Raw genomic sequence first — 26,952 nt, forward strand, 5'->3', positions numbered from 1 at the left:
CCTTAGTTGATGTCGACTAGTTCACTGAGCACCTCTACATGTTTACTTCCTTCCATTTTGATTTGTGTTCCCTTCAAGAGAATGGTGCCGTCTGCATTGAGAATCAGGGAGCTGCTGCCGACCACCAGTTCGAAGCGCTTCCCTGCAATAATATGTTTCGACAATCCTACTTGTTCTGAGGAACTTAAGCCTACTGACTCGTTCTTAGCGGCTCCCACACTAACTTGATAGGCTGCGCCTATTGTCAGGGCTTTTGCTGCGCCAATCGTTTCGGTACTGGCCGCAACAATGGTTTCCGTTTTATTGGCACCCACAGTAATGGTTTGGTTGATGCCAATACCGACGGTTTCGTTACCACCCACCGTTTCATCGCGGTTAACGCCGATATTGATTGTTTCGTTATTAGCAACGGTTTCTGTACGGTCATTACCAATACTGATGGTTTCGTTATGACCGACGGTCTCTGTTCGATCATTGTTGATGTCGATGGTCTGATCGCCAGGTTCCTTTTTCGAAAAGCCGACTTTGAGGGTGTCATTGTTTTCAACCACGCGATTAAAGTCTTTTTCCGCATGGAAGTAGATCTCTTCAACACCTTTTTTATCTTCAAAGCGCAGTTCATTGAAGTTATCCCCTGAGCCGCCCTTGCTGCTACGGGATTTGATCCCCGATTGGGTTTTGTTGGCCGGTAAGCCATAGGGAGTGGGGTTGTCACCGTTGTAGACGCGGCCGGTGATGATCGGACGGTCTGGATCACCTTCCAGAAAATCAACAATGACTTCCTGACCGATACGGGGGAGGAATACCGCTCCCCATTGTTTGCCAGCCCAGTTCTGTGAGACGCGGATCCAGCAGGAACTATTCTCATCGGATGTGCCGTAGCGATCCCAATGGAACTGGACTTTGACCCGACCGTGTTCGTCGGTGTAAATCTCCTCACCTGCAGGGCCAACGACGATGGCCGTTTGTGGTCCCTCAACGCGGGTTTTACGGGTGACAGATTCCGAACGGAACGGGATCGTCTGTTTAAGTGCTTTGAATTGACAGCGATAAACGTCTTTTACCGGATCATCGATAGATGTCTCAGCCACCGTGTTTGCTTCCGAAGGAACCGGAGAATGGCTGCTGGAGGCTGACTGAGAAATATAATCATCGGAACAGATTTCCAGCTCTGTTTCAGTCACCAGATATTCAATGTTCTGGTCAATCCGTGGGTAGTTGCTCAGCTCGAAGAGTTTTCCGGTGGTTATTTTTGATGTGTTACCGCGACCGTCACCCTGCTCAGCGACAGCTTGAATTTCTTCCAGACGAATTCGGGTCAGGCTGTCGCCTGGGCCTTTTTCGTAGTATTTGCCGGGGTAATCGAAGATTTCATCATCCGAATGGTCATAGCTGCCGGGTGATGATGAACGTGATTCCAGGCTTTTTTTTGGCTTGATGAAGTCAAAATCAGTCGCTACATACTTACCTGACTTGACTTTGGTATGGGTTTGCCAGTAATCCACATGCTGCTCATCCCGACGATCTTGCTCGGGCGGGTAGTAGAGTATAGTCCCAGAGCTTTCGTGACTGCTGATATCGTCGGTCAGAACCAATATATGTTTTCCGGCCTGGTGTCTGAAGTAGTAATAAATACCTTCTTCCTCCAGCAGGCGGCTGATAAAAGAAAAGTCTGTTTCACGATACTGCACACAGTATTTGCGGGTGACACAGGTGCGACTGACAGCCAACTCAAAATCAGAGAAACCGTTGTCGCGTAATACCGCTTGCACAATGGCTGTAACATCCTGATCCTGAAAAATCCGACAATCGGCAGTTCGTGTCAAAAACCAAAGCCAGGGTTTGATTGTTGCTTTGTAAACAGCATATCGATCTGATGTGCCGGTGTAATCAAACTGGCTGACGAAACCGTTAAAATAGCGGATGCCTCCGTCTTCTGCTTCCAGTATGACAGTGAGGTTCTGGCCAAGGATATCGGTGTACCGAATATTGCTGTCTTCGCTTAGCATCTCGAGGTTGTACTCGAACAGCTTACCCAGGCTCTCGTGCCCGGTCATTCTACGAAAAACAAGAACATCAGCGCCCAGAGGCGATTCGATGGAAATGATTCTGTCAGATTGCGTTATCGACATTGCAGAATGCTTCCTTGCGCATTAGTTTAAAAGTGCGAAATCCTACTGGAATTTTAATTGGATTGCACCTGGCTCTTAGTTCTTTTTGTTTTTACAGGTTTTTTTATTAGTACGGTTCTCTTTGCGATTAAAAGTGATGAGGCTGAACGACTGTATCTTTTCGTTTCTTGGAACAGAGCAAACATCCATAAGGAGTCTTGGTTGGGAGGTGCTGAACCCCGTTACGTGCTGTAGTCAAAGTCAGTTTGGTGGATTAAAAATTTAGTTCTTATCAGAAGAAAACGGAGTGGATGTTTCTGACAAAGTAATAATCTCCGTCTATTCTCGCTTCACTTTTGTCAGGTTTAAATCTAGGGTAAGCGGGTTTGGGAAAGGGGCCAAGGTTCCCTGCTATCAATATGTGTGAGCGTCCAGGGCCTGTCCTGGCGTTCACTTACACTATTAATGGAAATAAAATGTTATTACAAAAGGAATTTGCCGTAAGAGTGTCAAGCGTTCTTTTGATGTTGTCGCTTTCATCTGGAGTTATGGCTAATCACGCTAAAAATGAGTTTCATAAGCACAGATCTATGGATAAAGCGCTAAAAGGTTTATCGACCTACCAGCAACTGGATAAAAAACTCGCCAGAATCAAAAGAAAATCCCGTCGCCCGATACAAGTGGGTCCATTGATTAGAAATGGCGATAACAAAGGGCTTATCGACATAGATATTCCTCTGGATCAAAGTCTATCCATCAACCATGAGGTTTGTGGAGGTGGTCATTCAGTGCCCAGTATACGAAATGCGGTCGTTTGTACCCTGAATGATCAGGGGCGGGGTAATACTGATCCGACTAAAATAGGGCAATCGACTCAGGGCCGGGCCTTGTTGGCTGCGCGTTTAGGGAATCGGGCAGGGACCCGAGTGATGATCATTACACAGCAGCACGGTAATGAACCGGCCGGTACTGAGGCTGCCGTTAAGGTATTGCGCTGGTTAACTCGTTCCCATAGAAAAGCAATCAGAAATATATTGCGCAAGCTGGATCTGTTGGTTTTGGTCAGAGCCAACCCCGACGGCGGTGAGCCAGACTCGCTGCATTGTGAGTTAGACCCTCTCCCCGGCCGTGTTATTACCAAGGATTGCGCTCTGATCAGACAGTCTGTTGATGCAACAGCTGGCGGTGCATTTGCAAGCGATTCAGAAGCGGATTTCAGTGGTATCGTCGGTCGCGGTTATGATCTTAACCGCTATCACCATGTAGGTTTGGATAAGCCTATTCGTCCCATCGAAAGCCAGGCTATGGTGGCCGCTGCTCTGGCCTTCCAGCCTCTGGTTATACTGGATTTGCACGGAGATCTGCATAAAACAGATTGCCATATTGATTTTGACAGTATTCTTCCCGGTCAGGTATTGGGTCTGTTTCCTACCGGTGAATGTGCTGAACCGGACCAGGAAGATGATGTTCGGCTGATGAGTCCTTTTGCTGACGCCAAGGTTGGCTCCGAGCAGGAGAATCTGGTTAAAAGCCTGGCGGTGGATGTGATGGATCGTGTTGATGAAGTGTTTGACGGCTCTGTCGGTCGTTTTTCTCAGGTTCAGTTCGGGTCCGGTAATATTGGCAGTGGTTCTGCGGCAACCTATCAGGTTATTGGTGCGGGTGCCGGGGGGTGGGAGACTGCGAATTTCTCCTACGAGGTCCGCTCTGATGTTACAGCTGTTGTTGATGGTCAAGCTGTTATCGGATTGAACCCCGGTTTGCCTGACCCTGACCTGCTAAAACAACAGATACGCATCAATCGAGTTGCTCTGATTTCGGCACTTAAGTCGCTGGCCAAGTTTGCGGATAATCCACCGATAGATGGTGCAGATTTTTGTGACTACCCTTTGGCTTCGGGCTTGATCGCCAGTCTACCCGAGAAGTATTGGGGCGATGCCGCAACCGAATCTAACGTCCTGGTACCTATCTCCCCGGCTATAGGGGTGCCGCTTTATATTAGTGGGAATTGCCCGGACAGCCCACTTCAATAAGGGTATTGATTCGTCGACAGGTTGTTCGTCTGCCTTACCATAATAGGCATGGAGAGAGGGGTGCAGATACTGTTTGCAACTCCTCTCTTCAACGTTTAATTGTTAGGACTGTTGTCTGGCGGCTTGCTGGGCCAGCCTGTCCATAACATTGTTTACCGCTCTGTTGTCGGCTTCTCTGGTATTGGTTTGGGCGAACATTCCTTCAGGAGAGACGGCGCTTTCCACCTGTGCGGTAGCTTCCAATTTGTCAGAGAAGCGTTCTTGAGTCAGCTGAATACGAGCTAATGTTGATTCCATCTCCAACAGTCCGTTAGTTATTCCAGTTCCGCTGGATACAAGCCGCTGACTTGCCTTGTGGGCATTGTTTGTAGCTTGGGCCATTCGAAGTTCAAGCCGGTATCTTTCCACGTGCTGCAATGCTGTTTTGAGTGATTTTTCCAGTTGTTGAGCGTGTTGGTGTAGTTTTTCATGTTTCTTTTGTTGATTTTTTAACAGTGATTCTCTTTCTGCAATGGATTGGGCTATTTCCAAAGCAACGTCTTGCTGGTTGTTTGTCAATGCAGAAACAGCAAGTTGTTCTTGCTCCTCAACTGATTGTGTTAAGGCATCTATTTCCCGTTTCAGCCGCAGCTTTTCAGCAACGACTTGGGTCAATTCCTGTTTTGCCTGCTGTATGCCTTTTTCACAATCGATAATTTCCTGATCCAGTATTCGGAGCGCGTTGGCATCAATAACAACTTCCAGCGCTTCTCGAGTACTGCCGCGCATAGCTGTGACCAATTTTTGGATTAATTGCATAGGGGATTCCTATTCACTGTATTCTTTGATGATTTTGTTGGTTTTGGCTTCGCTGATCTTGTTGAGCAGTCGATTGTTCTCGTGATCATCACGTAAGGTTTTGGACAGGGTGATGGTGGTGCTGACCATAAACAGTGCGCTGATAGCGAAATATCCACGGATGACTAACTCAGCAGGCATAAAGGCGATACCGGCAGCCATGGTTAAAATAGATAGAGCAAATGCTGCTTTTACAAAGAACAGCCAGCCTGTGGAGTGGCTTTGATGGTTGCTTTCTAACATATTAATGACTCCTTGCTATGTAAGATTAAACCCCGTTGTAAGATTAAACCCCGTTGTTTCGGAAGAACGAGAGGCAGTATGCGAGATGGTTTTCCAGGGGCAATGGTTATCGCAGGAGTTTTAGCAGCCGTGCTCGGTGGTAGCAGGATGTAATACGTTTCAAGCCTTCTGCTCGGATAGAACAGCCGTTATCACTTCAAGACTGGAAGAAAAAAATAAGCTTCTAAGCTGGATTTGTCGGTCTTCGAAAGGTTGGGAAAGCTATCGCGATATCGCTGATTTAAGATTGGAGTGTTGATTGGGGAACAATGCAATTGACCCGACCCTGCATACAATTCTATGTATAGGGCCGTCCAGATAGACGTGCCGACAGATGAATAGAGCCTCTGCCGACACTGTTTCAGGTTTGTTGTTAGCTATTGGTCTGTGCCTGTTGTCCGCTGTATCAGAGGCAACAGAAATGATTTTGTGTTCCTAGTTTTGCTGCAGGTAGGCCTTTACTGCAGCCAGACCTGGTTTACCGTCACGAGTTGTCACCCCTTCAAGCCAATGGTCCAATGCCCCCGGGTTTTTGCTTAGCCATTCTCGCGCGGCTCCTTTTGGAAGCCATCCTGAGTCAAGAATCAGGCCCATCATTTCGTTTTCCATTTGTAGACTGAATTTCAGATTGTTAAGGAGTTTTCCAACGTTGGGGCAATCCTGCTGATAGCCCTTTCTGGTTAATGTATGGATGGTCGCTCCACCGAAGTTTGCTCCGAAATATTTATCACCTCCGGTGAGGTACGCCAGGTCAAAGTTGGAATTCATTGGATGTGGTTCCCAACCGAGAAAAACAATAAATTGCTTACGTTTTATAGTGCGTTTTACCTGGGCCATGACGCCTTGTTCACCGGATTCAATTAAGCGCCACTTCTTTAAGCCAAAATCCCCGCTCGAAATCATTTTCTGTAGCAGTTGGTTCGCCGGTGCTCCTGCTTCTATGCCGTAGATCTTGTTGCGGAATTTATCGGCATGCTTAACTAAGTCCGAAAAATCCTGCACACCGGCATCATAGACATATTGAGGTACAGCCAGGGTGAACTTTGCTCCTTCCAGGTTTGTGCTGAGCACATCGATGTCGCCAGGGGCCGCGTATTTATCGATAAATTTCTGTTGGGCAGGCATCCAGTTACCTAAAAAAACATCAATTTCACTGTTTTTAAGACCCTCAAAACCAATGGGAACAGCCAAGGTACTGATATCTGTCTGGTAGCCCAGTCCATTTAATACCGTGCTGGCCAAAGCATTGGTAGAGCTGATGTCTGTCCAACCAGGGTCCGTAAAGCGCACGGTTTCACACTGAGCTGGATCTGAAGCAAATACATTGGATGAGATCAAGCTGAAACCAAGACTGATGGTTCCAGTAATCTTTGCAAATGAACGTAGGGGGCGCATAGAACTATTCCTTTTATTGTTGTTTGTTTTTTTAATGTGGTTTGTAGCCACAAATCTGTTCGCCGGCAGGTTAATCGGTTACTTGGGGAAATCGGGCCCGCTTCTCCAGATCATCAAGATCGATATGGTTTCGCATATACATTTCAGTGGCGTCAAATATTGGCTGGTGATCCCATTTGGGTGGCTTGCCCTGCTTATGAGCTTCAGCAACCAGGCGGCGGCGTTTTTGACTGATAATGACGTCACGGGTAATTGCCTCGGAATCCCAGCGTGAAGCAGCTTCTTCACGGAATGCAGCAAGCAGTCCGGCAGTCTCTTCGCTCTCATGATTAGCGCTATCAGCCAGATTAATGCGTTCCTGGGGGTCTTCTTTGAGATTAAATAGCTGATCCGGGTCCGGTTGACTGCAAATATATTTGTAGTCGCCGCGGCGAATCATAAACATAGGAGAAATAACACCTTCTCCCATGTATTCTCCAATAACTTCGTCATGTCCCAGTGACGGGGTTAAATCTCCCTCTGCACGTTTTCCAGTGAGGTGGGGCATTAGGCTGCGACCATCAATGGGCATTGCGTATTCCGGCGCTTTTCCGTTGTTTGCCAGTTCAGCAAAAGTGGGTAGTAAGTCCATAGTTGATATGGATTGAGTGACGCGATGGGGTTCGAAATGTTTTGGAGCGTAGACCAGCATAGGCACACGAGCGGACCACTCGAAATAACTCATCTTGTACCAGAGGCCCCGCTCACCGAGCATATCTCCATGGTCACCGGAAAAGACAACTATTGTATTGTCATCAAGGCCCGTATCTTTCAAGGTTTGCATCAGCTTTCCAATCTGGTCATCGACATAGCTAACGGCTCCATAGTAGGCACGCCGGGCATTGCGAATCTGTTGGTCGCTGATTTGTGATCGGTCTTTCTGGTACACGTGCAAGAGTCGCTTGGAGTGGGGGTCCTGTTCATCGTCGGGGATTTCAAAGCTGGGAAGATCGATTTCTTCGTTTTCATAGCGATCCCAGTACTCTTTGCTGATGGCGTAAGGGTCATGGGGGTGAGTCATGGAGACGGTAAGACAGAACGGGCGAGCATCAGCTCCTCGTACATGATCATTGAGATATCGTTGTGCGTAAAAAACAACTTCATCATCAAAGTCGAGCTGATTGGTGCGAACGGCTTTCCCGGCCTGAGTCACTGAGGACATGTTGTGATACCAGGTGGGCCGTTTCTCAACGTTTTCCCAGTCTGGGAACCAGCCGTAATCGGCGGGATAAATATCGGTGGTTAATCGTTCTTCAAAGCCATGCAGCTGATCAGGACCGCAGAAATGCATTTTTCCAGATAGGGCGGTACGGTATCCGCTGTGGCGTAAGTAGTGTGCATAGGTCGGAATATCGGCAGGGAATTCTGCCGCATTATCATAGGCGCCAATTTTGCTTGGCAACTGACCGCTCATCAGTACATAGCGGCTGGGGGCGCAAAGGGGACTGTTGCAATAGGCTGAATCGAACACTACACCGCTTGCCGCAAGTTTATCCAAATGAGGTGTCTTGGCTGTTTTTCCACCGTAGGTAGAAAGTACTGGTGCGGCTAACTGGTCAGCCATAATAAAGAGTATGTTTGGTTGTTGCTGTGCCATTGGTTGATTACCTTATATGACCTGTTTATTTTTATTAGGTCAGCTTATGTAGTTTCTGTCGTCTGTTGGATTATTAGCTACTGAATTGGCATTCCAGCTAAAATTCCTGAAGATCTTAATATGAGTTTTTCTTGGTTTTTTATGCTTTAAAAGCCAGATTTTTACCTGGATGAGCGTTTATGGAGTTATTTTGCATAATGAGGAGATGGGCGTAAACTAGTCTGGTTTTAATGGATGGGATTAGGTTGGCTAATGTTACTTTGTCAGCGATTACCTTCGGTTCAAGGTCTGCTTATATTTGAAGCTGCTGCAAGGCATTTGAGTTTTACTGCTGCTGCTCGGGAGCTTGGGTCCACTCAGTCAGCGGTAAGTCAGCAAGTACGAGGGCTGGAGCAGCAGCTTGAATTGCCATTATTCCGTCGGATTTATCGTGGGGTTACCCTGACGGAAGAAGGACTGCAGCTCTATGAAGCAGTGCAGTCCGGTTATCAGCAGATGGCTGAGTGTTTGGAAAAGCTGCAGAGGTCCCGTCAACATCAGCGTATAAATGTCGCAACTGACTTTGCATTTGCCGCATATTGGCTATTGCCACGTCTGCCAGAATTCAGGGAGCGACATCCGGGCATAGATGTACGTATTGTTACTTCTCAGGGGCAATATGACTTTAGTGCTCAGGATGTGGATGTGGCAATTATCTTTGATAATCAGCAGTCTCTGGCGGATAAAACACGAAAGCCCTGGTTGGAGAAGCCCCAAAGGCTGTTTTTTGAAAAAGTATTTCCGATCTGTAGCCCCGCATTTTTGCGCAGGCACGGTCCTGTTCAAAGCCATAAAAAGCTGGCGGCTTTGCCTTTGCTTAAGCTGGGGGCGGATGCCGGGCAGGGATGGCAGGATTGGAACAGTTTTTTTAAAGGGCGACGCAGTCAGGTTGAGCCCAGTGATCCGGTGCTGACCTTCAATAATTATACGTTGTTGGTGCAGGCCGCCATTGCGGGTCAGGGAATAGGGATGGGATGGGATACCCTGGTTGATGATCTTATCAACAGCGGTGTGTTGGTCGGGTTGAGTGAATTCAGCCTGAGTACCGATTCAGGATATTTTCTGGTGGAACCTGACCCTCAGGACCGGTCCGCAGCCAAACTGTTTTTCATAGACTGGCTATTGGATTTGAAGGACAGGCAAGGCTGAGATAAGTGGTTTGGTGGTTTTGACCGGATTGTCTTTTGAGAGAACAGCGTTGCCGGTCTTTTTAGGGGATTCGTTAGAGCATTAAGCTTGCCCAGAGAGTCACGCTAATCAGGGACAACAGGGTTGAGGCAACAACTATCTGTGATGTTTCTTTTTCGAATACATCATATTTGAGCGCGACGACATGCACCAGTGCTCCTGTTGGTAATGAAGTCAGTAGCACCGCAGTTATCAGCCATACAGGATCATTGATACCCAGAAGATAGAAACTGCCCCAGGTGAGGGCGGGATGAGCGATTAATTTCACCGCCATTAGCCAACCCAGTTCAGAGACTGCCATTGAGTTACGGGAGAACTGAAGGCTCGCCCCCAGGCAGAACAGCGCTACCGGTATTGCGGCAGGTGCCAGCATATCAATGACTGTTTGCAGAATCTCTGGTGTTTTAAGCTCATTGGCTGAAAGGGTCAGCCCCAGCACTGTTGATAGAAAGATTGGATTACGTAACAGGGATCGATCAATAATTGAAAATATCTGCTTGCCCCCCCAACCTTTTTGGCGAAAGAGTTCAAGCAGCAGTTGAGCGCCTCCTATCAGCAAAACATTGCCTATCAGGATAATGCTGACAGTGGCTCCGTAAGCTTTGTCACCGATGACGCCAAACGTCAGAGGGATGCCCATATAAGCGTAGTTGGCAAAAACGCTGTTTAACCCACGAAGGACAAGATTTTCCTGGCCCTTAACTGAAAAAAATATACGGCAACCAGCAACGGTAATCAGGGCGGTTAACACGATTCCCAGTAGAAAAGCGCTAATGGAAGGTAGGTTGATCAGACTTTCAAGTGACTCTTTGCTGGAGGCGTTAAACAGCAAAGCAGGAACTGCCAAAAAATAGACAAACTGGTTAAGACCCGGCAGCATTTTTATATCAAACACTGTTCTCTTTGCCAGGTAGCCCAGGGCAATCATCAGAAACAGTGGAAGAATCGCCTGCAAGCTCAGTAACACTTATGCTTCTCCGTCTGTTGGGTAGAGTTGGATTGATATACGCCGTAAAGGTGAGCCAGCAGGGTAGAGTAAGCCCACAGGAAAATAAAGCAGATACTCGATCGGGTGGCGAGTTAAGTGGGCTTGTTTGCTGGTTTTCCGAGGACTATTGTCCCCGTCCGAACTTGCACAGTGCTTCTCCATCCAGTCGGTATCCAATCCACTCGTTTTGTGGTTTGGCACCGATGGAGTCGTAAAACTGAATTGCGGGTTCATTCCAATCCAATACTGACCATTCGAAACGTCCGCATTTATTTTCGATCGCTTGCTGAGCCAGGTGTTTGAGCATAGCTTTGCCCGCTCCTGATCCTCTTTGTTCTGGTGTGATATAAAGGTCTTCCAGATATAGGCCTTGTTTCCCAAGCCAGGTGGAATAATTGTAAAAGTAAACCGCATAGCCTATGGGTTTATCTTCTCTAAGGCAGATCAGCGCTTTGGCGGTTGCATCTGGAGCAAAGAGCGACGTCGCGATATCCATTTCGGTGGCCACGACTGAATGCTCAGCTTTTTCGTAGATGGCGAGCTCGGTAATAAAGCCCAATATAAGCGCAGCATCTTCTGCTCTCGCCGGTCGAATGGTCAGGTTGTTCATGATTCTCCTGTTGATTTGCCATGTTGCCTGATGGATTTTTTAAGTCATCTGGTGGATCGAATAGTACGATGAATCATAACTTTATGGCAGTGCATATTTATCATACCCGGCTGCGCAAACTTCATCTGTAACTGCATAAGACAGACTTAAATTATTGTTGCTTTTTGATGCGCTCCACCGACATGAATCCGTAAGGCTGACCAGAACTCTTTTGTTGTTGGAGTTTTTTAAAAAAGATATTTTTGGCGCAGAACTTTCACATAAAAAAGAGTTCATAGCAGAGGATTATCAATTGATGGCATCTGTTTGTGATGGACCGCGGAATCTGAATAAGCCCTTTAGACGATACAACAGGATGAATGTATGGCTTTAGCAAAGCGTCGGCAAAATCGAATCAAGAGTAAGAAAAACCTCAAGCGCAGACGCAATATTTTACTGGTGGTGTTTGTGATGGGTTTTGTTAGCGGCGTCGGGATGTTGCTATACAAGGCGGGTCTGCTACCTGCCAATGAAACCGCAAGTGAATGGTACGATACCAGCAAAGAGGATGTGGTACTGGTGCAGTTGCCGGCTGATGATGCTCCTCATCAAAATTATACCGAGTGGTGGTATTACAACGGTCAATTGCAGGGACCTGATGGCCATCGTTATAGTTTTCATTACACACTTTTTGTCATAAATGCGCTGACGGTTCATACGGTTATTCATGCATCTTTTGTTGATCATAAGACCGGCAAACGTTTTACGCATCAATCCCGCACAGGGGGTAACGCTTCGCTGGATACCAAGGACCGATTTGATTTTTCCGTTGGTGATTGGATTATGCAGGGTGGAAATGGTAAGGACAAAATCCAGGCTAAAACAGATGAATTTTACTTTAGCCTGGATCTTCAGAGTACTCAGCCACCAGTGTTTCAGGGAGGGACGGGGTTACTTGACTTTAAGGAGGCTGGAAAAAGTTATTATTACAGTCGTCCGCGTATGAGTATAGAAGGCTATGCGGGTCCAGTGGGTAAGGAGCAACCCGTGACAGGAGTTGCCTGGTTTGATCACCAGTGGGGTGATTTTCGTACTACGGTATTTGGATGGGAGTGGTTTGCCCTTCAGCTGGATGATGGTGCGGATGTAATGATCTACCAGCTTTATTCCGGTGATCAGCAGCCGTTACTGGTGTCAGGAACTTATACAAAAAATGGTGCAACCTCAGTGCTTGATCAGGCTGATATCCGCTCGAAATCTGTTAAATCCTGGAAAAGTCCTTTAAGCAGTATCAGCTATCCGCTTGAATGGGTGATTGAAATTCCTAAAGAAAATATCGAGGTATCAGTCAAGCCGTTGCATCAGGCCAGTGAGTTTGATGGGCGTAAAACGACCTATAACCTCTACTGGGAGGGGGCGGTCCAGGTTACCGGTTCCCACGGGGGTAAAGGTTTTCTGGAAGTGAATACAGCGGATCAATTAGCCTCTAAGCAGAAGGTAGTTAGTTCTGCTGGTCAGTAAAGTGTTTAGGTTTTGGTCGAAATTAATATCGCTAGTGTCATTGATTAGAGTGGGTGTCAGCTATTTTTACATAGTAAAAAATAGAATATTCACCCTGTTTTTAATTGTATGAAATATATGGAGAAAATATTTATGGCTTGATCTGTGCTGGGAAAATTTGGTTTTGTAAACGCTGTTGTAGGGATCTGACCTAGCGGGATGCTCGAATAATTATTTGCTTTTGGGATGCAAAGGGAACTAAGAATGAAAAAATTATGGCCTGGCGTTGCAGGCGCCGTTTTACTATCAGCTATTTCAGTAAACTCACAGGCTGGTTATGTGAGTACTATTGATATTGCTGGCGGGTTTGATATTTATAACTTCAATCCTGTTCTGCTTGATGATGACTCGAATCCATTTACTTATAACGTTGATCTGCATAATGTTACAGGTAGAGCGGACTTTAACCTTCCTCCTCTGGGTACCGATCTTGATTGGTATGCCAATGGTTCTGCGACAGCAGATTATGATCCTGATCCTCTTGTTCCGCCGTTGGAGCAGACATTTTCCAACGAGCTGATTTTCAGTGGCATATTTGGATTTACAGGATTTTCACAACCAAGCTACAGTTTTGACTTTGATACTCAGACCTATACCAGCGTCAGCGGTGGATTCACGTCACCCTTACCGGGCCTTCCCGGTATGTTAGATATCAGCTACGAAATTGTGGCTTTTGATATCGATGGAATACTTAACGATGTGTCCATTTCGATTGTAGAATCAGGGTTTACGGATCCCTCTCAGACCGTTTCGGCGCTTCTTAATGTTTTGGATGCGACTCCGGCCAATGGTGGGGTGGGTAATGGTGATGGACGCATCGACGGCGCTTTTACAGTCGATATGCAGATAACTGCAGTTCCAGAGCCAGCAACTGCGGTGTTGTTTGGTTTCTGCCTTGCCGGGCTTGCTCTTCGTCGCAGAAGGAGCCGGTAACCTTTCGTGTTGTTCTTAAGCTTTCTCCGGTGATCGCTGATCAACCGGAGAAAGCTTGAAGCTAGCTAAGTTTTTCTATCCATTGATCAACCCCCTCTTGAATCGATGTCAAAGAATCCCTGAATGCCTGAATACCCTGCTGGTAAGGGTCAGGAATATCTTTACCACTATCTTCCAGTAATCGAAAAACCTTCCCTCTTGTCGTGGGGTAGAGAGATTCTACGTGCCGCTTTTGATCAGAATCCATCACAAAAATGATATCCGCCCATTGGGCGAGTAAAGGGTTGAGTTTTTGACCGCGATGGTCAGAGATATCCAGGTTTATCTCTGACATCAGATGCTGAGCATTAGGGTCTGCCGGGTGTTGTATTAAGGCGTGTGTGCCTGCTGAGCGGACTTCAATCGGATAGTTAAGTAACTTAGCGCCTTGGCTGCGAAATACTGCTTCTGCCATGGGGCTGCGGCATATGTTTCCTATACAGGTGATGAGTATTTTTGAAAACAAACTATGAACGCCTATTTATAAATAATTGATTGTTGGTGTCAGAAATAAGTATTTAAACAGCCATTTAAAAACACCGTTTATATTATACGATTTAAATAGATGTTTTAAAATAGTGTTTGAAATCTCTGTCTGCTGGATCTGATTGAAGGATATAAGCAAATAGTTCCAATTAGTAGGAACTATTTCAGCAAAGAAGACTCTTGATTATCTGTGAAGAAACTTAGCAGAAGTAAGAAGATAGTTTTGGATAGACCTGAAATTTTGGCAGTATCTGAATAAATTAGAATATAAGGTCTATTAAATATATATTTAAAGCGATACAATTTGTGGCAGCCAAATGGAAAAGATGGAAGACAGGTGCAAGGACTTGAAGGATTCAGCAGTAGATTTAACAGAAATGGGTCATAGTCACTATCATCCCGGCACGTTTTTGTCAGCGCGCACTGCTATAGGTGCTCGGTATAGAAACGGCGCAGCAGTTTTAGTACTACTCTTTTTTATCATCGCAAATGCTGGTTGTAGTATCGCCCCTGGGATGCAGGCTTTTGGTTTGAAGCAGCAGTCCCGGGTGACGGTTCCTGCGGCCAGTCAAGATGAATCCCCCCCAGAGCACATTAAGATCAAGCCGATTGATGCTCAGCTGATTATCGAACTGGATAAGAAGCAGCAGCTAGCCAGATCACGCAACCAGTCCGCGACTCAAAACCAGTTGCTGATAGACAACTATGTATATCGGTTGGGGCCTGCGGATATTATCTCTATCATCGTTTGGGATCACCCTGAGCTGACTATCCCCGCCGGTGCTGAGCGAAGTGCTGAACAAGCCGGTAATATGATTGCTAACGATGGCACCATCTTTTTTCCCTATGCTGGAGTGGTCAAAGTTGCTGGTAAAACGCTGACTGAAACTCGGGCTTTGCTGACCAAAAAACTCAGCAAATACATTGAAGATGTAAAGCTGGACGTCCGCGTGGCGGCGTTTAACAGTCAGCGCGTCTATATGGTTGGTGAAGTTAATGAGCCCAGTGTTAAGAAAATTACGGATATCCCCCCTACTATTATCGAAATGGTAAACCGAGCGGGTGGTTTTACTTCTGAAGCTGACCGTCGAAATATTACGCTGACTCGTGGCGGAAAGACTTATCGTATTGATTTGCTTGCTTTATATGAAAACGGTGATAGTAGTCAGAATATCCTGCTTGAACCTGGTGATGTCGTTAACGTCTGGGATCGGGACCTCAATAAAGTCTTTGTTCTGGGTGAGGTTAATGGCCCCGGCTCGTTTAAAATGAATAAGCGTCGCAAGAGTCTGGCAGAAGCGCTGGCAGAAGCCGGTGGCGTTAATCAAAACACCTCAGATCCTAGCCAGATTTTTGTTGTTCGTGGCTCTGCAGATCAACCTGGTATTTTTCATCTGGATGCCAGTACTCCTGATGCTTTGATACTGGCGGATCGATTTCCGTTGGAACCCAGAGACGTCATCTATGTTGATACAGCCCAGGTGGTTCGCTGGAATCGTGTAATTGAGAATGTAAGTGGTACGGTCGAAACGTTGAATTCTGCTTCGAATACTAATTTCCCGTTGTTTAACGGTAGTAATTAGCAATTTCACAGAAGTGGTAGTGAAGCTGGAAATCAGCGTAATAGACTTCATCCTCAGATGGTTTGATGTCTGCGAAAGGGAAGGGAAAGAACTTGCAAGCCATTCAATCTAATCAATCAGAGAAAGTATCACCCTATCCGGTATCTTTTGACGAAGAGACGATAGATCTGGGGGAATACCTCGGTGTGTTGCTGACTTATAAATGGTTCATTGCGTCAGTAGCGCTTGTCGGTACCTTGCTGGGTGGCGGCTATGCCTTTATCGCAACACCTGTTTATCAGGCCAATGCGCTGATACAGGTTGAAGATCCGCAAGCGAGTGGTTTGGCCGCTCTTGAAGATGTTGCTGGTTTTTTGGAAGGAGACGCAGCTGTTGAGGCGGAAGTTCAGTTGTTACGATCCCGTATGGTGATTGGTGAGGCCGTTAATCAGTTGTCCAGAAATATTATTGCGGAGCCTGAGTACTTTCCCGTTATCGGTAAAGCTGTAGCGAGGTACTTTTCCCCAAATCAGCCCGGCGTGGCTAAAGCTTGGCTGAATCAGTCCCAGTATGCTTGGGGAGGGGAGCTTATTCGTCTGGATCTGCTGGAAGTGCCTTCATTTTTATTGGGAGAGAAGCTGCGACTGGTGGCCGGCAAGGCTGGGCACTACCGGCTTTTCGATCAGAAAAACCAACCTTTATTGGAAGGTGAGGTTGGTAAATTGGCTGAAATTTCTACCGTGGGTGGCGAGAGAATCAAGCTTTTTGTGTCTTCTTTGACTGCTCGTCCCGGTACTTATTTCCGATTGACCCGACTTTCACCTATCGCATCGATAGAGAAAGTACTGGCTGATTTATCCGTTAAAGAACAGGGTAAGAAATCCGGAATGCTCGGGCTGACAATGACCGGGCCGAGCAGAGAGGACATTACAACGCTGCTGAATAAAATTGCTGATGTCTATGTGACTCAAAATGTAGATCGCAGTTCGGCAGAAGCGGGGTTGTCACTGAGTTTTATAGAGAAGCAGCTTCCTCCGCTAAAAGAACGGGTTGATGCGGCGGAAAATGCCTATAACCAGTACCGTACTCAGCATAGTTCCGTCGATTTAGAAGCAGAAACCAAATCTGTGTTAGAAGGTTTGGTCAATATTGAAACCGCGTTGCTGGAGTTGCAGCAGGAGCGAGACGAATTACGTAAGCGCTTTAAACCAGCCCATCCAGTGATTGAGGCTCTGGACGGGAAGATTGGTTTGCTAAAGTCGAGAGGGAGTGAGCTGGAAACGGATGTTGATCGCCTACCGGATACTCAGCGGGATATTCTACGACTGGCTCGTGATGTTGAAGTGAATACCGGTCTTTATACAAAGTTATTAAGTATTTCCCAGGAACTCAGGGTGGTGAAGGCTGGTACTGTCGGTAACGTTCGCGTTGTTGATTACGCGTTGCTGCCAGAGCAGCCCATTAAGCCACGAAAATTCATGCTCCTGGCTATTTCATTGTTGGCTTCTCTACTGTTAGGCGCCATTTTGGCCTTTCTGCTGCGGGCATTAAAAGGCGGCGTAAACGACCCTGATGAAATTGAACGGAAGCTGGGTGTGCCTGTATATGCTTCGATTATGCACAGTAAACACCAGCGTAAAATGATCAATCGCGCTAAAAAAGAAAGTAAAGCCTTGGCTATTCTTGCGCAGCAATTGCCAGATGACCCCGCTGTTGAGAGTTTCAGAAGTTTACGTACAACGTTGCATTTTTCGCTTAAACAAGCTGACAACAATATCATTATGATTGCAGGGTCGAGTCCGAAAATCGGTAAGTCATTCACTGCGATTAATTTGGCTGCTGTAATGGCCAGTAATGATAAAAAGGTGCTCATCATTGATGCAGATCTTAGAAGGGGTTACTTGCACCGTTATAACGGTCAAAAACGTGATAAGGGTTTAGTCGAGCTGATTACCGATCCGGACGAGAGTGTGGCTGATTATATTCAGTCTACAGAAGTGGAGGGGCTCTATATGCTGCCCACTGGAAAATTGCCACCTAATCCTGCTGAATTGCTGTTACATGAGTTTTTCAAGAAAAAGCTGGATGTGCTATCCGGTTTGTTTGATTACGTAGTCATTGACGGACCGCCAATTCTGGCAGTTACAGACGCTGCCATTATCGGTAGAAATGTAGCCACTACTTTATTGGTAGCTAAGGCTGATTTTCATCCTATGAGAGAGTTGGAGCAAGCTACCCGACAGTTACAGCAAGCGGGAGTGGTTATAAAAGGAGTTATATTCAATGATGTTGAGGTTAATAGTGGGCGCTATGGCTCTGGAAGGTATGTTTATCAATATAGCTACAAAGCATCTTAATATAAAAGTTCTTAAACGGTAATAAAAATATTGCTTTGTAATATTTTTTAAGTATATAGATGGCATAATTTATCTTGGGGTTAAACTCGGAAAATAATTTGAATGTTTTAGAGCAGGAGAGGTCCTACAATATACTCTGAAAATGTAGCCTGGAAAATATGATTTAATAAAAAATGATCTAAGAAAAGTGAGTTCTGAGAGAAAATTGTTCTAAGAAAAATATAGTCTGAAAATTTCGAACCCGATGTTATTTATATATCGAGGCGTAGCCTACTAATACAGAAAATAATGCAGCAAAGGAAGTACGGATAATATTGTTGCAGTATTAAACGGATAAAAAAATGGAACTTCGCATTTCACAACCGAATGTGTCTTCGCTGCATATGGGTAGTAGTCGACGACTACTGAGAAATCATGAAACCCTCATGTTTTGGGTACAGCTTTTAGTCGATATATTTGTCGTAGTGGGCAGTTTTTTACTTCTGACCTATTGGAAGGTAGAGGGCTTTCCCCCGCATTATCGCTTTTTAGCCATTATTACGGCATTGGCAATTGCAGGTATCTACATATCCAGGGGCGTCTACAGCCGCTCAGCAAGCCCATTGCATTCGGCACTGAGGGTTACCATTGCATGGTTTCTGTGTTTGTTATTCTTACTTATTCTAGGCTTTTCAACTAAAACGACAGATATGTTTTCTCGCCAGGTTCTGATGACCTGGGCACCCTCGGCGCTGTTGCTGCAAATTGCGAGTCACATAATCATAGCTGAAGCGATTATTCATTATCGATCGGCTTTCACTAAAGCATTACCTGCTTTGATTATTGGTCATGGAGCGGTTGCCAAGCACCTGGCAAAAAGTCTGAACAATAATCGATGGTTAAGGGACCGGGTTATTGGTGTCGTACGTGATAGTGATGAAGTAGTTGATAGTGCTGAAGAGGAAGCGCTGACAGTACCTGTTCTAGGCAGTGTTAAAAGTATCAGAGAGACGATAAAAGCGCATAAGATCAGGCGTATATATATTGCCTTGCCCCTTAGCGAATCAGATCAGATTGAAGGCTTGTATATTGATTTATTGGATTTGAATGTCGACTTAATCTGGACGCCAGACATTTTCGCTATGAATCTCCTTAACCATTCGGTACGCGAAGTTGCAGGCTTACCCTTGATATCACTTAACGAAAGTCCGCTGACAGGCTCAAGGGTATCCATGCTGCTGAAGGACATCATGGATCGTTCCATTGCTGCGGTTGGCCTGCTACTTCTTGCTCCCTTTATGACTGCAGTAGCCATTGCGGTGAAACGCTCTTCCCCCGGTCCTGTTCTTTTCAAACAGGACCGCCACGGTTTTGATGGCAAAGTTGTAAAGGTCTGGAAGTTTCGCAGCATGAAATTGCACGATGATTCTGGAGAGGTAAAGCAAGCTACCCGAGGTGATTCCCGTGTAACTCCGGTCGGTGCGTTTATTCGAAAAACGTCTATAGATGAGTTGCCACAGCTGATAAACGTGTTGCAGGGAACCATGTCTCTGGTTGGGCCACGGCCCCATGCGGTGGCTCATAACGATTATTATTCTGACAAAATAAATTCTTATCTTTCACGGCATCGTATTAAGCCCGGCATTACAGGGCTTGCTCAGATCAGTGGATATCGAGGGGAAACAGAAACCCTGGATAAGATGCAGAAGCGGGTTGAGTACGACCTGGCTTATATCAACAACTGGTCTCTGTGGCTGGACACCAAGATCCTGATCAAGACACCGCTGTCATTGTTTGCCAAGAATATTTACTAGGTTTCTCAGAGACATTCGAATAATCGCAGAAATGTGAATGCTATTAAAAGGACTTAACTTGAAAAAAGTACTGACTGTATTTGGCACTCGCCCAGAAGCTATCAAAATGGCACCTCTGGTTAAAGCGCTGGCCAGTGAATCGGATATTGAAAGTCACGTCTGTGTGACAGCTCAACACCGTGAAATGCTAGATCAGGTCTTGTCCCTGTTTGACATCAAACCGGAATACGATCTGAATATCATGAAGCCTGGACAGGATCTCTATGACGTTACCACGCGGATTTTGATTGGTATTAAAGAGGTACTGCAAAGCTTCAAGCCAGATATTGTATTGGTTCATGGAGATACCAGCACAACCTTTGCAACGGCCCTGGCTGCATTCTATGAGCGTATTCCTGTCGGGCATGTAGAGGCAGGTCTGCGAACGGGGGATCTTAATTCCCCGTGGCCAGAGGAAGCCAATCGAAAACTGACAGGCGCTCTCGCTCAATGGCATTTCGCTCCGACCGAGGCTTCTCGCGTGAATCTTCTGAATGAGAACGTCGATCCTTCCGCAGTACGGGTGACCGGCAATACGGTGATTGATGCCCTGCATTGGGTGGTTTCAAAAATTGAGCAGGATGGAGTCTTATCAGAATCGTTAGCATCAGGTTTTCCATTTCTTAGGGAAGACAAAAAGATGATTTTAGTCACCGGACATCGAAGGGAATCTTTCGGTGGTGGTTTTGAGCGTATCTGCGAAACCTTACGCCAGATCGCTGAGCGCTACCCTGATGCCCAGATAGTTTATCCGGTTCATCTGAATCCCAATGTACAGGAACCCGTTAACAGGCTGCTTAATGGCATTGGAAATGTTCATTTGATTGAGCCTCAGGACTATTTGCCTTTTGTATATCTTATGAATCAGAGCTATCTGATTTTGACTGATTCCGGGGGAATTCAGGAAGAAGCACCTTCACTGGCTAAACCGGTATTGGTTATGCGTGATAACACTGAACGCCCTGAAGCGGTGGATGCTGGCACGGTAAAGCTTGTGGGAACCAATACAGAAAAAATGGTTGTGGCGATCAGTCGACTAATGGATGACGAAGATCACTACCAGAGTATGGCACGTGCAACGAACCCCTACGGCGATGGTAAAGCCTGTGCGCGTATTGTCTCGATACTGAAATAGATTAAAGAAATAAGGAAATAGAACAGCATGAAATTTGAAACCGTATCAGTTATAGGTTTGGGATATATTGGTTTGCCTACTGCTGCAATTCTGGCGTCCCGTGGTCTGAAGGTTATTGGTGTTGATGTTGATGAGCATGCCGTTAATACCATCAACCGGGGTGGGATCCATATCGTTGAACCTGACCTGGATATTATTGTTCGTGCTGCAGTGACAACGGGTAACTTTCGTGCTGTCACCTCGCCGGAACCAGCCGATGCGTTTATGGTGGCGGTCCCAACACCTTTCAAAGAAAATAAGGAACCGGATCTTTCCTATATTAAGGCTGCTGCGGAAACTATTGCTCCAGTGCTATCGGCGGGCAATCTTGTTATTTTGGAATCCACTTCTCCCGTTGGTGCCACAGAAAAACTGGCAGATTGGCTGGCCTTGTTTCGTCCGGACTTGAGTTTCCCGCAACAAGTCGGAGATAAGGCTGATATTCTTATAGCCCACTGTCCTGAGCGAGTATTGCCCGGTTATGTATTACAGGAACTGGTATCAAATGATCGAGTGATCGGAGGTCTTTCTCCCGCATCCTCTGCCGCTGCTGTCGAGCTATATGAAACCTTTGTTAAGGGGGATTGCCTGATTACCAATTCTCGAACAGCAGAACTGGCTAAGTTAACTGAAAATTCGTTTCGTGATGTAAATATTGCTTTTGCCAATGAGCTTTCGATGATCAGCGACAAGCTGAAAATCAATGTATGGGAGTTGATTCGGTTGGCAAACCGACATCCACGGGTGAATATTCTTAATCCGGGACCGGGGGTGGGTGGACATTGTATTGCCGTAGACCCCTGGTTTATCGTCAGTTCTGCACCAGAGGAAGCCAGGTTAATACGACAGGCACGAGAAACCAACGATTCGAAACCACAGCATGTAATTGATCAGGTAGTGCAAGCCGCTGACCAGTTTAAAAAGCCGGTTGTTGCCTTTCTGGGGCTTGCATTTAAAGCAGATATTGATGATTTGCGTGAGAGCCCGGCTATGCAAATCGTCGAGCAACTGGTGAAAGCCGATATCGGACAAATGATAGTTGTTGAGCCGAATATCGAAGCTCTTCCCAGCAGCCTGGCAGATAATAATGTTGAGTTTTCAACTCTTGAGTCGGCATTGGAGAAGGCTAATGTCGTAGTGGTTCTTGTTGATCATCAGGAATTTAAAAGGGCAGATCGGATTCATTTTTCAGCGAAGGTGGTCATCGATACCCGGGGTGTTCTTCAGTAATTTACAAGACATCTTGCTGTTGGTGAGCCTGTGCTTATTATAAGAAAAAATCTATCTCTGTTGGTGATGTTGGCTGGAGCCGCTGCACAGTTAGCCGGCTCCCTGCTGTTGTATAAGTTAATGGCGCCGGCTCAGTACGGCTTATATGCTCTGTTCATTACATTTTTATCTGTCGTTTTCTCATTTGGCCTGTTAGGTGCTGAACAGACATTTATGAGAACCTGTTCAATTAAAGATGGCAGAATTACCATCAATAAAAACCTTGTCATATTACTCTTTATCTGTTTCCTGATGGGACCAGCTGTTTTAGTTCTAATTTCGTCATTAGTTTTCATGCAGGCGTTTAGTTTTATTGAGCTTTATTTGGTGGCAATAGCTGCTGTGATGGTGATGTTTGGATATAACTACCAAAGGATATCCGGGCGTTTTGTTGAATCACAATTGATCAATAATTTTTGGCGTCTATGCATACTTTTTTCGTTACTGGCGGGGATCCTTATAGGGTTTGAGTTCAAAACTGTTGCAGTATGGATAGTCGTTGGTTTAATAATAAGCTCCAGTTTTTTTCTGTACAGGTTTTTTCAAGAAAAAAATATTGAGATTGTGAGAAGTGGTAGCGATGCCTTTTTTATTGTCAAATTGTCGTTGTCCTTTTTGTTTTCTATGGGTGTGTTAACTGCATTAAGTTTTTTCGATCGTTATTTGATCGGTGCAAAATTTGACATAGAGATTTTCGGGAATTTTTTCTTTTTACAAAATGTTTTTGTGCATCCATTTGTTTTGATATCTAATTATATTGGTTTTAAAGGATTGGTTGAGTATAAGAAATATTTTAATGTGAAAGAATTTAATAAAAAAATTATTTTTTTATTAGTGTTGATGCCGATTGTTTCTGCTGCTTATGTCGCGATAATATTTTATTTTGATCAAGTTATAAATTTATATTTTGGATTTTACAGTTTTTTTGACCTTATTATCCCCTTAGTTGTATTTGGTTGCATCAAGTTGGTGTATTCCTATCTTTCTGCAGCAATGGGGGCGAGAGGTCATGCAAAAAACATATTTATATCGAATGTTGTGTCTGGAATTTTTGCATTTTTCATGGGAGTGTTTTTAATAAATGTTAATGTGAATATTGAAACAGTTGCTTGGTCTATGGTTATTTTATGGCTTATACGATGTACAGCATATTATATTGGAATACGTAGAAGTGTAGTTAAGTGACTTTTGTGGGTTTGTATTTTATATTTTATTGTCTTACTTCGAAACTGATTCGGTAATTTAGATGTTTTTTATACTGTCTGCTATTTTTTTTGCTTTAGGACTGTTCTATAAGCGGACGGTTGTTATTTTTTTGTTCTTGATTGTAGCTTTTGTTTTCGGGAATGGATTTTCAAACTTGTATTATAAATATGGACTGTATGCATATGACTTTTATTTTCTATCTTTTATAGTTATGTTTTTTTATAACTCTATCGTAGGTAGAGAAAAAATTTACAATACAAACTTAGCCATTCCTATAGTAATGATTATTGTTTATGTGTTATTTAGTGCTGTCTATACTGAACTTGATAAGTACTTTGTTCGTGATTTTAGATTGCTACTTTTTTTGCTTGAGTGTTTTGTTGTTTATCAGGTTTGCAGAATGAGTTCTGGGATTAATTCCAAAGTTGTTATGTCCCTTGTTATTGTTGCTTCTTTCAGTAATATAATATATTGGTGGCTTTCAAGTTTTGGACTAATTGGTTACTCAGATGTTTATTATAACGATAATAAATTCAGATATTTTGACTTGTCTACTTATATTTGCTCTGTCTATATCGTGTTTTCCCCTTTGTTTCTGTTTAAGTTTTATTTGAATAAAATAGATATTATTTCCTTTTCTTTAGCAGTTTTGTGTGTTTTGGTGTCCGGCTCCAGAATGGTTGTTTTAGTTTCTATCTTTTTCTTTATGTTCGTGTATGTCAGTAATATAAAGAAGCTTGTTTTAGGGGGTGTTTTTTTAGTCGGTTCATTTTTTATTATATATCTCAAAGGACTGGATGGAGATCTTCTAACAAGAGTTTCAGATCTTTCATTCGATGTAATTAAACATCATTTGGAAATTAGATATTCACCGTTTTTTGATTTAGTTCAGGATTTTGAATTGTATAACTTTGTCTTTGGTCGTGGGTTTGGTACCACGTTTTTTATACCCTGGTTTGAATATAGAAGCGATAATCTGGTCCCTGTTAATAATTTTATAGATACTACCTATTTTACGTTGTTTGCTAAATTTGGTGTGCTTTCTTTGGTTTTTATATACTTTTATATACGGCTGGCAATTACTGTTTTATCATCCGTTACCGCCTTGAAGCCAAAGGTTTGCCTTGTTCTTTATTTGCTTTGCCTGATGTTTGTTTATGCGATTCCTTACCAATCGAGTGCAATTGGCATATTTATCGGACTCCTGTTGGTGTTTTTTCGCTTGAGCGAAGTAAGGACCATTAAAAGTAGTATTCGCGTAAATATGACTCAGAAAGCTGTTTTATGATGAAGCATGAAATCAATTTTTAACCTTTTATAGGGAGATAAAAATTAATGAAAGTCTTACATGTACTCTATACCTCCCTGCCAGATCATTCCGGCTCCAGTATTAGAAGCCGAGGAGTGGTCTCGTCACAACTGACGGTCGGTTTAGAACCCACGGTAATCACTTCACCTTTTCAGAAACCGATGGAAGCAGGTTGTCAGGAGGAGGTCTTTGAGGGTGTTACTCATATTCGTACTTACAATGGTAAGGCTTCGCAACAGGTTGATGAGAATGGCAGTGGGATTGTAAAACAACTGAATAAGCTGTTTCAGATCTTTACCTTTAGAAACAAGGTTTATGCGCATGCTAAGCGATTAGATGCTGATGTGGTTCACGGGCATTCAACTTTCTTTTGTGGGCTCGCGGCAATCTATGCGGCCAGAAAGCTTTCCATTCCCTGTGTTTATGAGGTTCGCTCTCTGTGGGAAGAACGTGCCGCTGACCGAAATGGAAGCAGGCTTTCAAAGTTTTTAGCGAGTGTTATTCGTCGTCTGGAAACTTATGTTATGTACCGGGCCGATCATGTGGTGGTTATTAATGATGCCCTTAGAGATGACATTCTGGCGCGGGGTATCGATTCTGAGAAAATAAGCGTTGTTGTTAATGCTGTTGAAGATGCGACACTGGAAAACGGGGGTGATTCTTCCTGGCCCATTAATGGCAGAGACGATTTTGTTTTTTCTTATATTGGGAGTGTGAGTCCAATTGAAGGGCTTGATCTTCTGCTGGATGCCTGGAGTAAGTTCTTTAAGAATGGAATGAGCTGCCGGTTAAAGATTTTTGGAGGCGGCATTTTTTCGAATACTCTGGCGCAAATAATAGACTCCCAAAAATTGCAGAATGTGGAACTATGCGGACCTTTTGTACCAGCAGATGTGAAGAGTATTTATGGGACTGTAGACGTCATTGTTAACCCACGAAATAAGTCCAGACTCACCGATACGGTAACACCCCTGAAACCACTGGAAGCTATGGCCTATAAAAAACTGGTGCTGACCAGCGATGTGGGGGGGATGAAAGCGTTGGTTAAGAACTCTGTTACAGGGTTACAGTTTAAATCAGGTGATGTTGATGATCTGGTCAGGCTGCTGAAATACGTTACCAGTGAACGTCAGGAGGTTCTGGCAGGCATTGTAAAGGCGGGTCGTGATTATGTAGTTGCAGAACGGAGTTGGACAAAAAACTCGAACAACTATAAAGAGTTGTATTCGGATCTTGTTCAAGGGAAAAGTGCTTTAACTGTCAATCTGGCGGATAAATAAGCAGATTATGGCTGTTGTTATTTTATGACTTTTTCTCATCTTTTATTGGCAGGGGGATGGATCTGACCTATGAGACGTATTAATTTTTTGGGCTCACCCATGGACGTGGCCTCCATGAAAGATACGGTTGCTATTATTCAGAACAAAGTAGAGGCTGATAGCTTTACCCAACATGTAGTTGTCAATGTGGCAAAAATTGTCAATATGCGACAAGACAAGGAGCTTAACGAATCCGTCCGGGCCTGCGACATTATCAATATTGACGGAATGGGAGTTGTTTGGGGGGCGCGGTTCTTGGGTCATAAAGTACCTGAGCGGGTAGCCGGGGTTGATCTGTTTCATAATTTAATAGAGATGGCTGCCGAAAAGGGCGTTCCTGTTTTTTTGCTCGGAGCCAAAGAGGAAGTTGTTTCCGAGGTAGAACGGCGGGTCCGGGAGATGTTTCCTCAGCTAAAAATGGCGGGTTATCATCATGGCTATTTCTGGGACGATGAGGAAGCCGTGGTAAACAAAATTCGTGAGTCAGGGGCCAAGATGCTTTTTGTTGCTATCACTTCTCCTAAAAAAGAGAATTTTATAAATCGCTGGAAAGATACACTGGGCGTTAATTTTGTAATGGGCGTCGGTGGCACCTTCGACGTAGTTGCAGGGAAAGTGAAACGTGCACCGGTTTGGATGCAAAATGCAGGGCTTGAATGGCTTTATCGGATTATTCAGGAACCCAGACGAATGTGGAAGCGCTATCTTGTGACAAATTCAAAGTTTGCCTGGCTTCTAATAAAAGCGCGGTTAGATCAGCTTCTAAATGGAGGAAAGGAAAATAATACAGGGTAAGATCCTATCGTCC

General features: G+C 44.7%; 21 protein-coding genes. 13 read left to right on the forward strand and 8 right to left on the reverse strand.

The features are described from left to right. Window positions 1-2: 2 nt before the first annotated feature. The gene (locus tag BGP75_RS25155) at window positions 3-2,132 is read right to left on the reverse strand and encodes a type VI secretion system Vgr family protein (protein ID WP_076721647.1); all 2,130 of its coding nucleotides are present in this window, start codon (window positions 2,130-2,132) and stop codon (window positions 3-5) included. A 455-nt stretch (window positions 2,133-2,587) separates the two neighbouring features. Here BGP75_RS25155 and BGP75_RS25160 point away from each other — a divergent pair, with 455 nt between their 5' ends. Next, entirely contained in the window at window positions 2,588-4,144 is a 1,557-nt protein-coding gene (locus tag BGP75_RS25160; protein ID WP_076721648.1) for a M14 family zinc carboxypeptidase, read from the forward strand. Between the two features lie 102 nt (window positions 4,145-4,246). Here the strand turns inward: BGP75_RS25160 and BGP75_RS25165 are convergent, their stop codons facing one another. From BGP75_RS25165 to betC, 4 genes are all read right to left on the reverse strand, one after another. After that, complete coding sequence (locus BGP75_RS25165; RefSeq protein ID WP_076721649.1) at window positions 4,247-4,942, reverse strand: PspA/IM30 family protein; 696 nt, start codon at window positions 4,940-4,942, stop codon at window positions 4,247-4,249. A 9-nt stretch (window positions 4,943-4,951) separates the two neighbouring features. Then, complete coding sequence (locus BGP75_RS25170; protein ID WP_076721650.1) at window positions 4,952-5,224, reverse strand: YiaA/YiaB family inner membrane protein; 273 nt, start codon at window positions 5,222-5,224, stop codon at window positions 4,952-4,954. Between the two features lie 474 nt (window positions 5,225-5,698). Further along, entirely contained in the window at window positions 5,699-6,658 is a 960-nt protein-coding gene (locus BGP75_RS25175) for a choline ABC transporter substrate-binding protein (protein ID WP_076721651.1), read from the reverse strand. 70 nt (window positions 6,659-6,728) lie between these two features. Beyond that, on the reverse strand, window positions 6,729-8,294 hold the full coding sequence (betC, locus tag BGP75_RS25180; RefSeq protein WP_076721652.1) for a choline-sulfatase: 1,566 nt from the start codon (window positions 8,292-8,294) through the stop codon (window positions 6,729-6,731). A 252-nt stretch (window positions 8,295-8,546) separates the two neighbouring features. Here betC and BGP75_RS25185 point away from each other — a divergent pair, with 252 nt between their 5' ends. Continuing rightward, window positions 8,547-9,482 carry a choline sulfate utilization transcriptional regulator gene (locus tag BGP75_RS25185; RefSeq protein WP_076721850.1) on the forward strand — a complete coding sequence of 312 codons (936 nt, stop codon included), beginning with the start codon at window positions 8,547-8,549 and terminating at the stop codon, window positions 9,480-9,482. Window positions 9,483-9,555: 73 nt separating this feature from the next. Here the strand turns inward: BGP75_RS25185 and BGP75_RS25190 are convergent, their stop codons facing one another. Both BGP75_RS25190 and BGP75_RS25195 read right to left on the reverse strand, forming a co-directional pair. Continuing rightward, window positions 9,556-10,488: an AEC family transporter gene (locus tag BGP75_RS25190; protein WP_143821187.1), complete on the reverse strand. Its 933-nt coding sequence runs from the start codon at window positions 10,486-10,488 to the stop codon at window positions 9,556-9,558. Between the two features lie 145 nt (window positions 10,489-10,633). Then, complete coding sequence (locus BGP75_RS25195) at window positions 10,634-11,119, reverse strand: GNAT family N-acetyltransferase (protein WP_076721653.1); 486 nt, start codon at window positions 11,117-11,119, stop codon at window positions 10,634-10,636. A gap of 363 nt (window positions 11,120-11,482) precedes the next feature. Here BGP75_RS25195 and BGP75_RS25200 point away from each other — a divergent pair, with 363 nt between their 5' ends. Together BGP75_RS25200 and BGP75_RS25205 are read left to right on the forward strand one after the other, a co-directional pair. Then, window positions 11,483-12,619 (forward strand): lipocalin family protein, encoded by a 1,137-nt coding sequence (locus BGP75_RS25200; RefSeq protein ID WP_076721654.1) that lies wholly within the window; start codon window positions 11,483-11,485, stop codon window positions 12,617-12,619. Window positions 12,620-12,862: 243 nt separating this feature from the next. Further along, the gene (locus BGP75_RS25205) at window positions 12,863-13,591 is read left to right on the forward strand and encodes a PEP-CTERM sorting domain-containing protein (RefSeq protein ID WP_076721655.1); all 729 of its coding nucleotides are present in this window, start codon (window positions 12,863-12,865) and stop codon (window positions 13,589-13,591) included. A 61-nt stretch (window positions 13,592-13,652) separates the two neighbouring features. On the opposite strand, the gene BGP75_RS25210 is transcribed toward BGP75_RS25205, so the two are convergent. Further along, the gene (locus BGP75_RS25210; RefSeq protein WP_076721656.1) at window positions 13,653-14,096 is read right to left on the reverse strand and encodes a low molecular weight protein-tyrosine-phosphatase; all 444 of its coding nucleotides are present in this window, start codon (window positions 14,094-14,096) and stop codon (window positions 13,653-13,655) included. A gap of 367 nt (window positions 14,097-14,463) precedes the next feature. Between BGP75_RS25210 and BGP75_RS25215 the strand changes: the two genes are divergently transcribed. The 9 genes from BGP75_RS25215 to BGP75_RS25255 all read left to right on the forward strand — a co-directional run bounded on the left by BGP75_RS25215 (window position 14,464) and on the right by BGP75_RS25255 (window position 26,939). Beyond that, window positions 14,464-15,699, forward strand: a complete 1,236-nt coding sequence (locus tag BGP75_RS25215; RefSeq protein ID WP_198939538.1) for a polysaccharide export protein — start codon at window positions 14,464-14,466, stop codon at window positions 15,697-15,699. A 92-nt stretch (window positions 15,700-15,791) separates the two neighbouring features. Next, window positions 15,792-18,035 carry a polysaccharide biosynthesis tyrosine autokinase gene (locus tag BGP75_RS25220; protein ID WP_158070176.1) on the forward strand — a complete coding sequence of 748 codons (2,244 nt, stop codon included), beginning with the start codon at window positions 15,792-15,794 and terminating at the stop codon, window positions 18,033-18,035. 341 nt (window positions 18,036-18,376) lie between these two features. After that, window positions 18,377-19,828: an undecaprenyl-phosphate glucose phosphotransferase gene (locus tag BGP75_RS25225; protein ID WP_233153027.1), complete on the forward strand. Its 1,452-nt coding sequence runs from the start codon at window positions 18,377-18,379 to the stop codon at window positions 19,826-19,828. 58 nt (window positions 19,829-19,886) lie between these two features. Beyond that, window positions 19,887-21,002 (forward strand): non-hydrolyzing UDP-N-acetylglucosamine 2-epimerase, encoded by a 1,116-nt coding sequence (gene wecB / locus BGP75_RS25230; protein WP_233153028.1) that lies wholly within the window; start codon window positions 19,887-19,889, stop codon window positions 21,000-21,002. A 27-nt stretch (window positions 21,003-21,029) separates the two neighbouring features. Continuing rightward, on the forward strand, window positions 21,030-22,271 hold the full coding sequence (gene wecC, locus BGP75_RS25235) for a UDP-N-acetyl-D-mannosamine dehydrogenase (protein ID WP_076721658.1): 1,242 nt from the start codon (window positions 21,030-21,032) through the stop codon (window positions 22,269-22,271). Between the two features lie 30 nt (window positions 22,272-22,301). Continuing rightward, window positions 22,302-23,495: a hypothetical protein gene (locus BGP75_RS25240; protein ID WP_143821188.1), complete on the forward strand. Its 1,194-nt coding sequence runs from the start codon at window positions 22,302-22,304 to the stop codon at window positions 23,493-23,495. Window positions 23,496-23,556: 61 nt separating this feature from the next. After that, complete coding sequence (locus tag BGP75_RS25245; protein WP_076721660.1) at window positions 23,557-24,804, forward strand: DUF6369 family protein; 1,248 nt, start codon at window positions 23,557-23,559, stop codon at window positions 24,802-24,804. A gap of 47 nt (window positions 24,805-24,851) precedes the next feature. Continuing rightward, a complete protein-coding gene (locus BGP75_RS25250) occupies window positions 24,852-26,105 on the forward strand; it encodes a glycosyltransferase family 4 protein (protein WP_076721661.1) in 1,254 nt (417 codons plus the stop codon). A 69-nt stretch (window positions 26,106-26,174) separates the two neighbouring features. After that, entirely contained in the window at window positions 26,175-26,939 is a 765-nt protein-coding gene (locus BGP75_RS25255; protein ID WP_076721662.1) for a WecB/TagA/CpsF family glycosyltransferase, read from the forward strand. Window positions 26,940-26,952: the final 13 nt, after the last annotated feature.

Source organism: Motiliproteus sp. MSK22-1 (assembly GCF_001968815.1).
Lineage (GTDB): Bacteria > Pseudomonadota > Gammaproteobacteria > Pseudomonadales > Balneatricaceae > Motiliproteus.

Excerpts from the sequence above, each read along its gene's own strand:
- BGP75_RS25155 (WP_076721647.1), bottom strand. The coding sequence starts at position 2,132 with ATGTCGATAACGCAATCTGACAGAATCATTTCCATCGAATCGCCTCTG.
- BGP75_RS25160 (WP_076721648.1), top strand. The coding sequence starts at position 2,588 with ATGTTATTACAAAAGGAATTTGCCGTAAGAGTGTCAAGCGTTCTTTTG.
- BGP75_RS25165 (WP_076721649.1), bottom strand. The coding sequence starts at position 4,942 with ATGCAATTAATCCAAAAATTGGTCACAGCTATGCGCGGCAGTACTCGA.
- BGP75_RS25170 (WP_076721650.1), bottom strand. The coding sequence starts at position 5,224 with ATGTTAGAAAGCAACCATCAAAGCCACTCCACAGGCTGGCTGTTCTTT.
- BGP75_RS25175 (WP_076721651.1), bottom strand. The coding sequence starts at position 6,658 with ATGCGCCCCCTACGTTCATTTGCAAAGATTACTGGAACCATCAGTCTT.
- betC (WP_076721652.1), bottom strand. The coding sequence starts at position 8,294 with ATGGCACAGCAACAACCAAACATACTCTTTATTATGGCTGACCAGTTA.
- BGP75_RS25185 (WP_076721850.1), top strand. The coding sequence starts at position 8,547 with ATGTTACTTTGTCAGCGATTACCTTCGGTTCAAGGTCTGCTTATATTT.
- BGP75_RS25195 (WP_076721653.1), bottom strand. The coding sequence starts at position 11,119 with ATGAACAACCTGACCATTCGACCGGCGAGAGCAGAAGATGCTGCGCTT.
- BGP75_RS25200 (WP_076721654.1), top strand. The coding sequence starts at position 11,483 with ATGGCTTTAGCAAAGCGTCGGCAAAATCGAATCAAGAGTAAGAAAAAC.
- BGP75_RS25205 (WP_076721655.1), top strand. The coding sequence starts at position 12,863 with ATGAAAAAATTATGGCCTGGCGTTGCAGGCGCCGTTTTACTATCAGCT.
- BGP75_RS25225 (WP_233153027.1), top strand. The coding sequence starts at position 18,377 with ATGGAACTTCGCATTTCACAACCGAATGTGTCTTCGCTGCATATGGGT.
- wecC (WP_076721658.1), top strand. The coding sequence starts at position 21,030 with ATGAAATTTGAAACCGTATCAGTTATAGGTTTGGGATATATTGGTTTG.
- BGP75_RS25245 (WP_076721660.1), top strand. The coding sequence starts at position 23,557 with ATGTTTTTTATACTGTCTGCTATTTTTTTTGCTTTAGGACTGTTCTAT.
- BGP75_RS25250 (WP_076721661.1), top strand. The coding sequence starts at position 24,852 with ATGAAAGTCTTACATGTACTCTATACCTCCCTGCCAGATCATTCCGGC.
- BGP75_RS25255 (WP_076721662.1), top strand. The coding sequence starts at position 26,175 with ATGAGACGTATTAATTTTTTGGGCTCACCCATGGACGTGGCCTCCATG.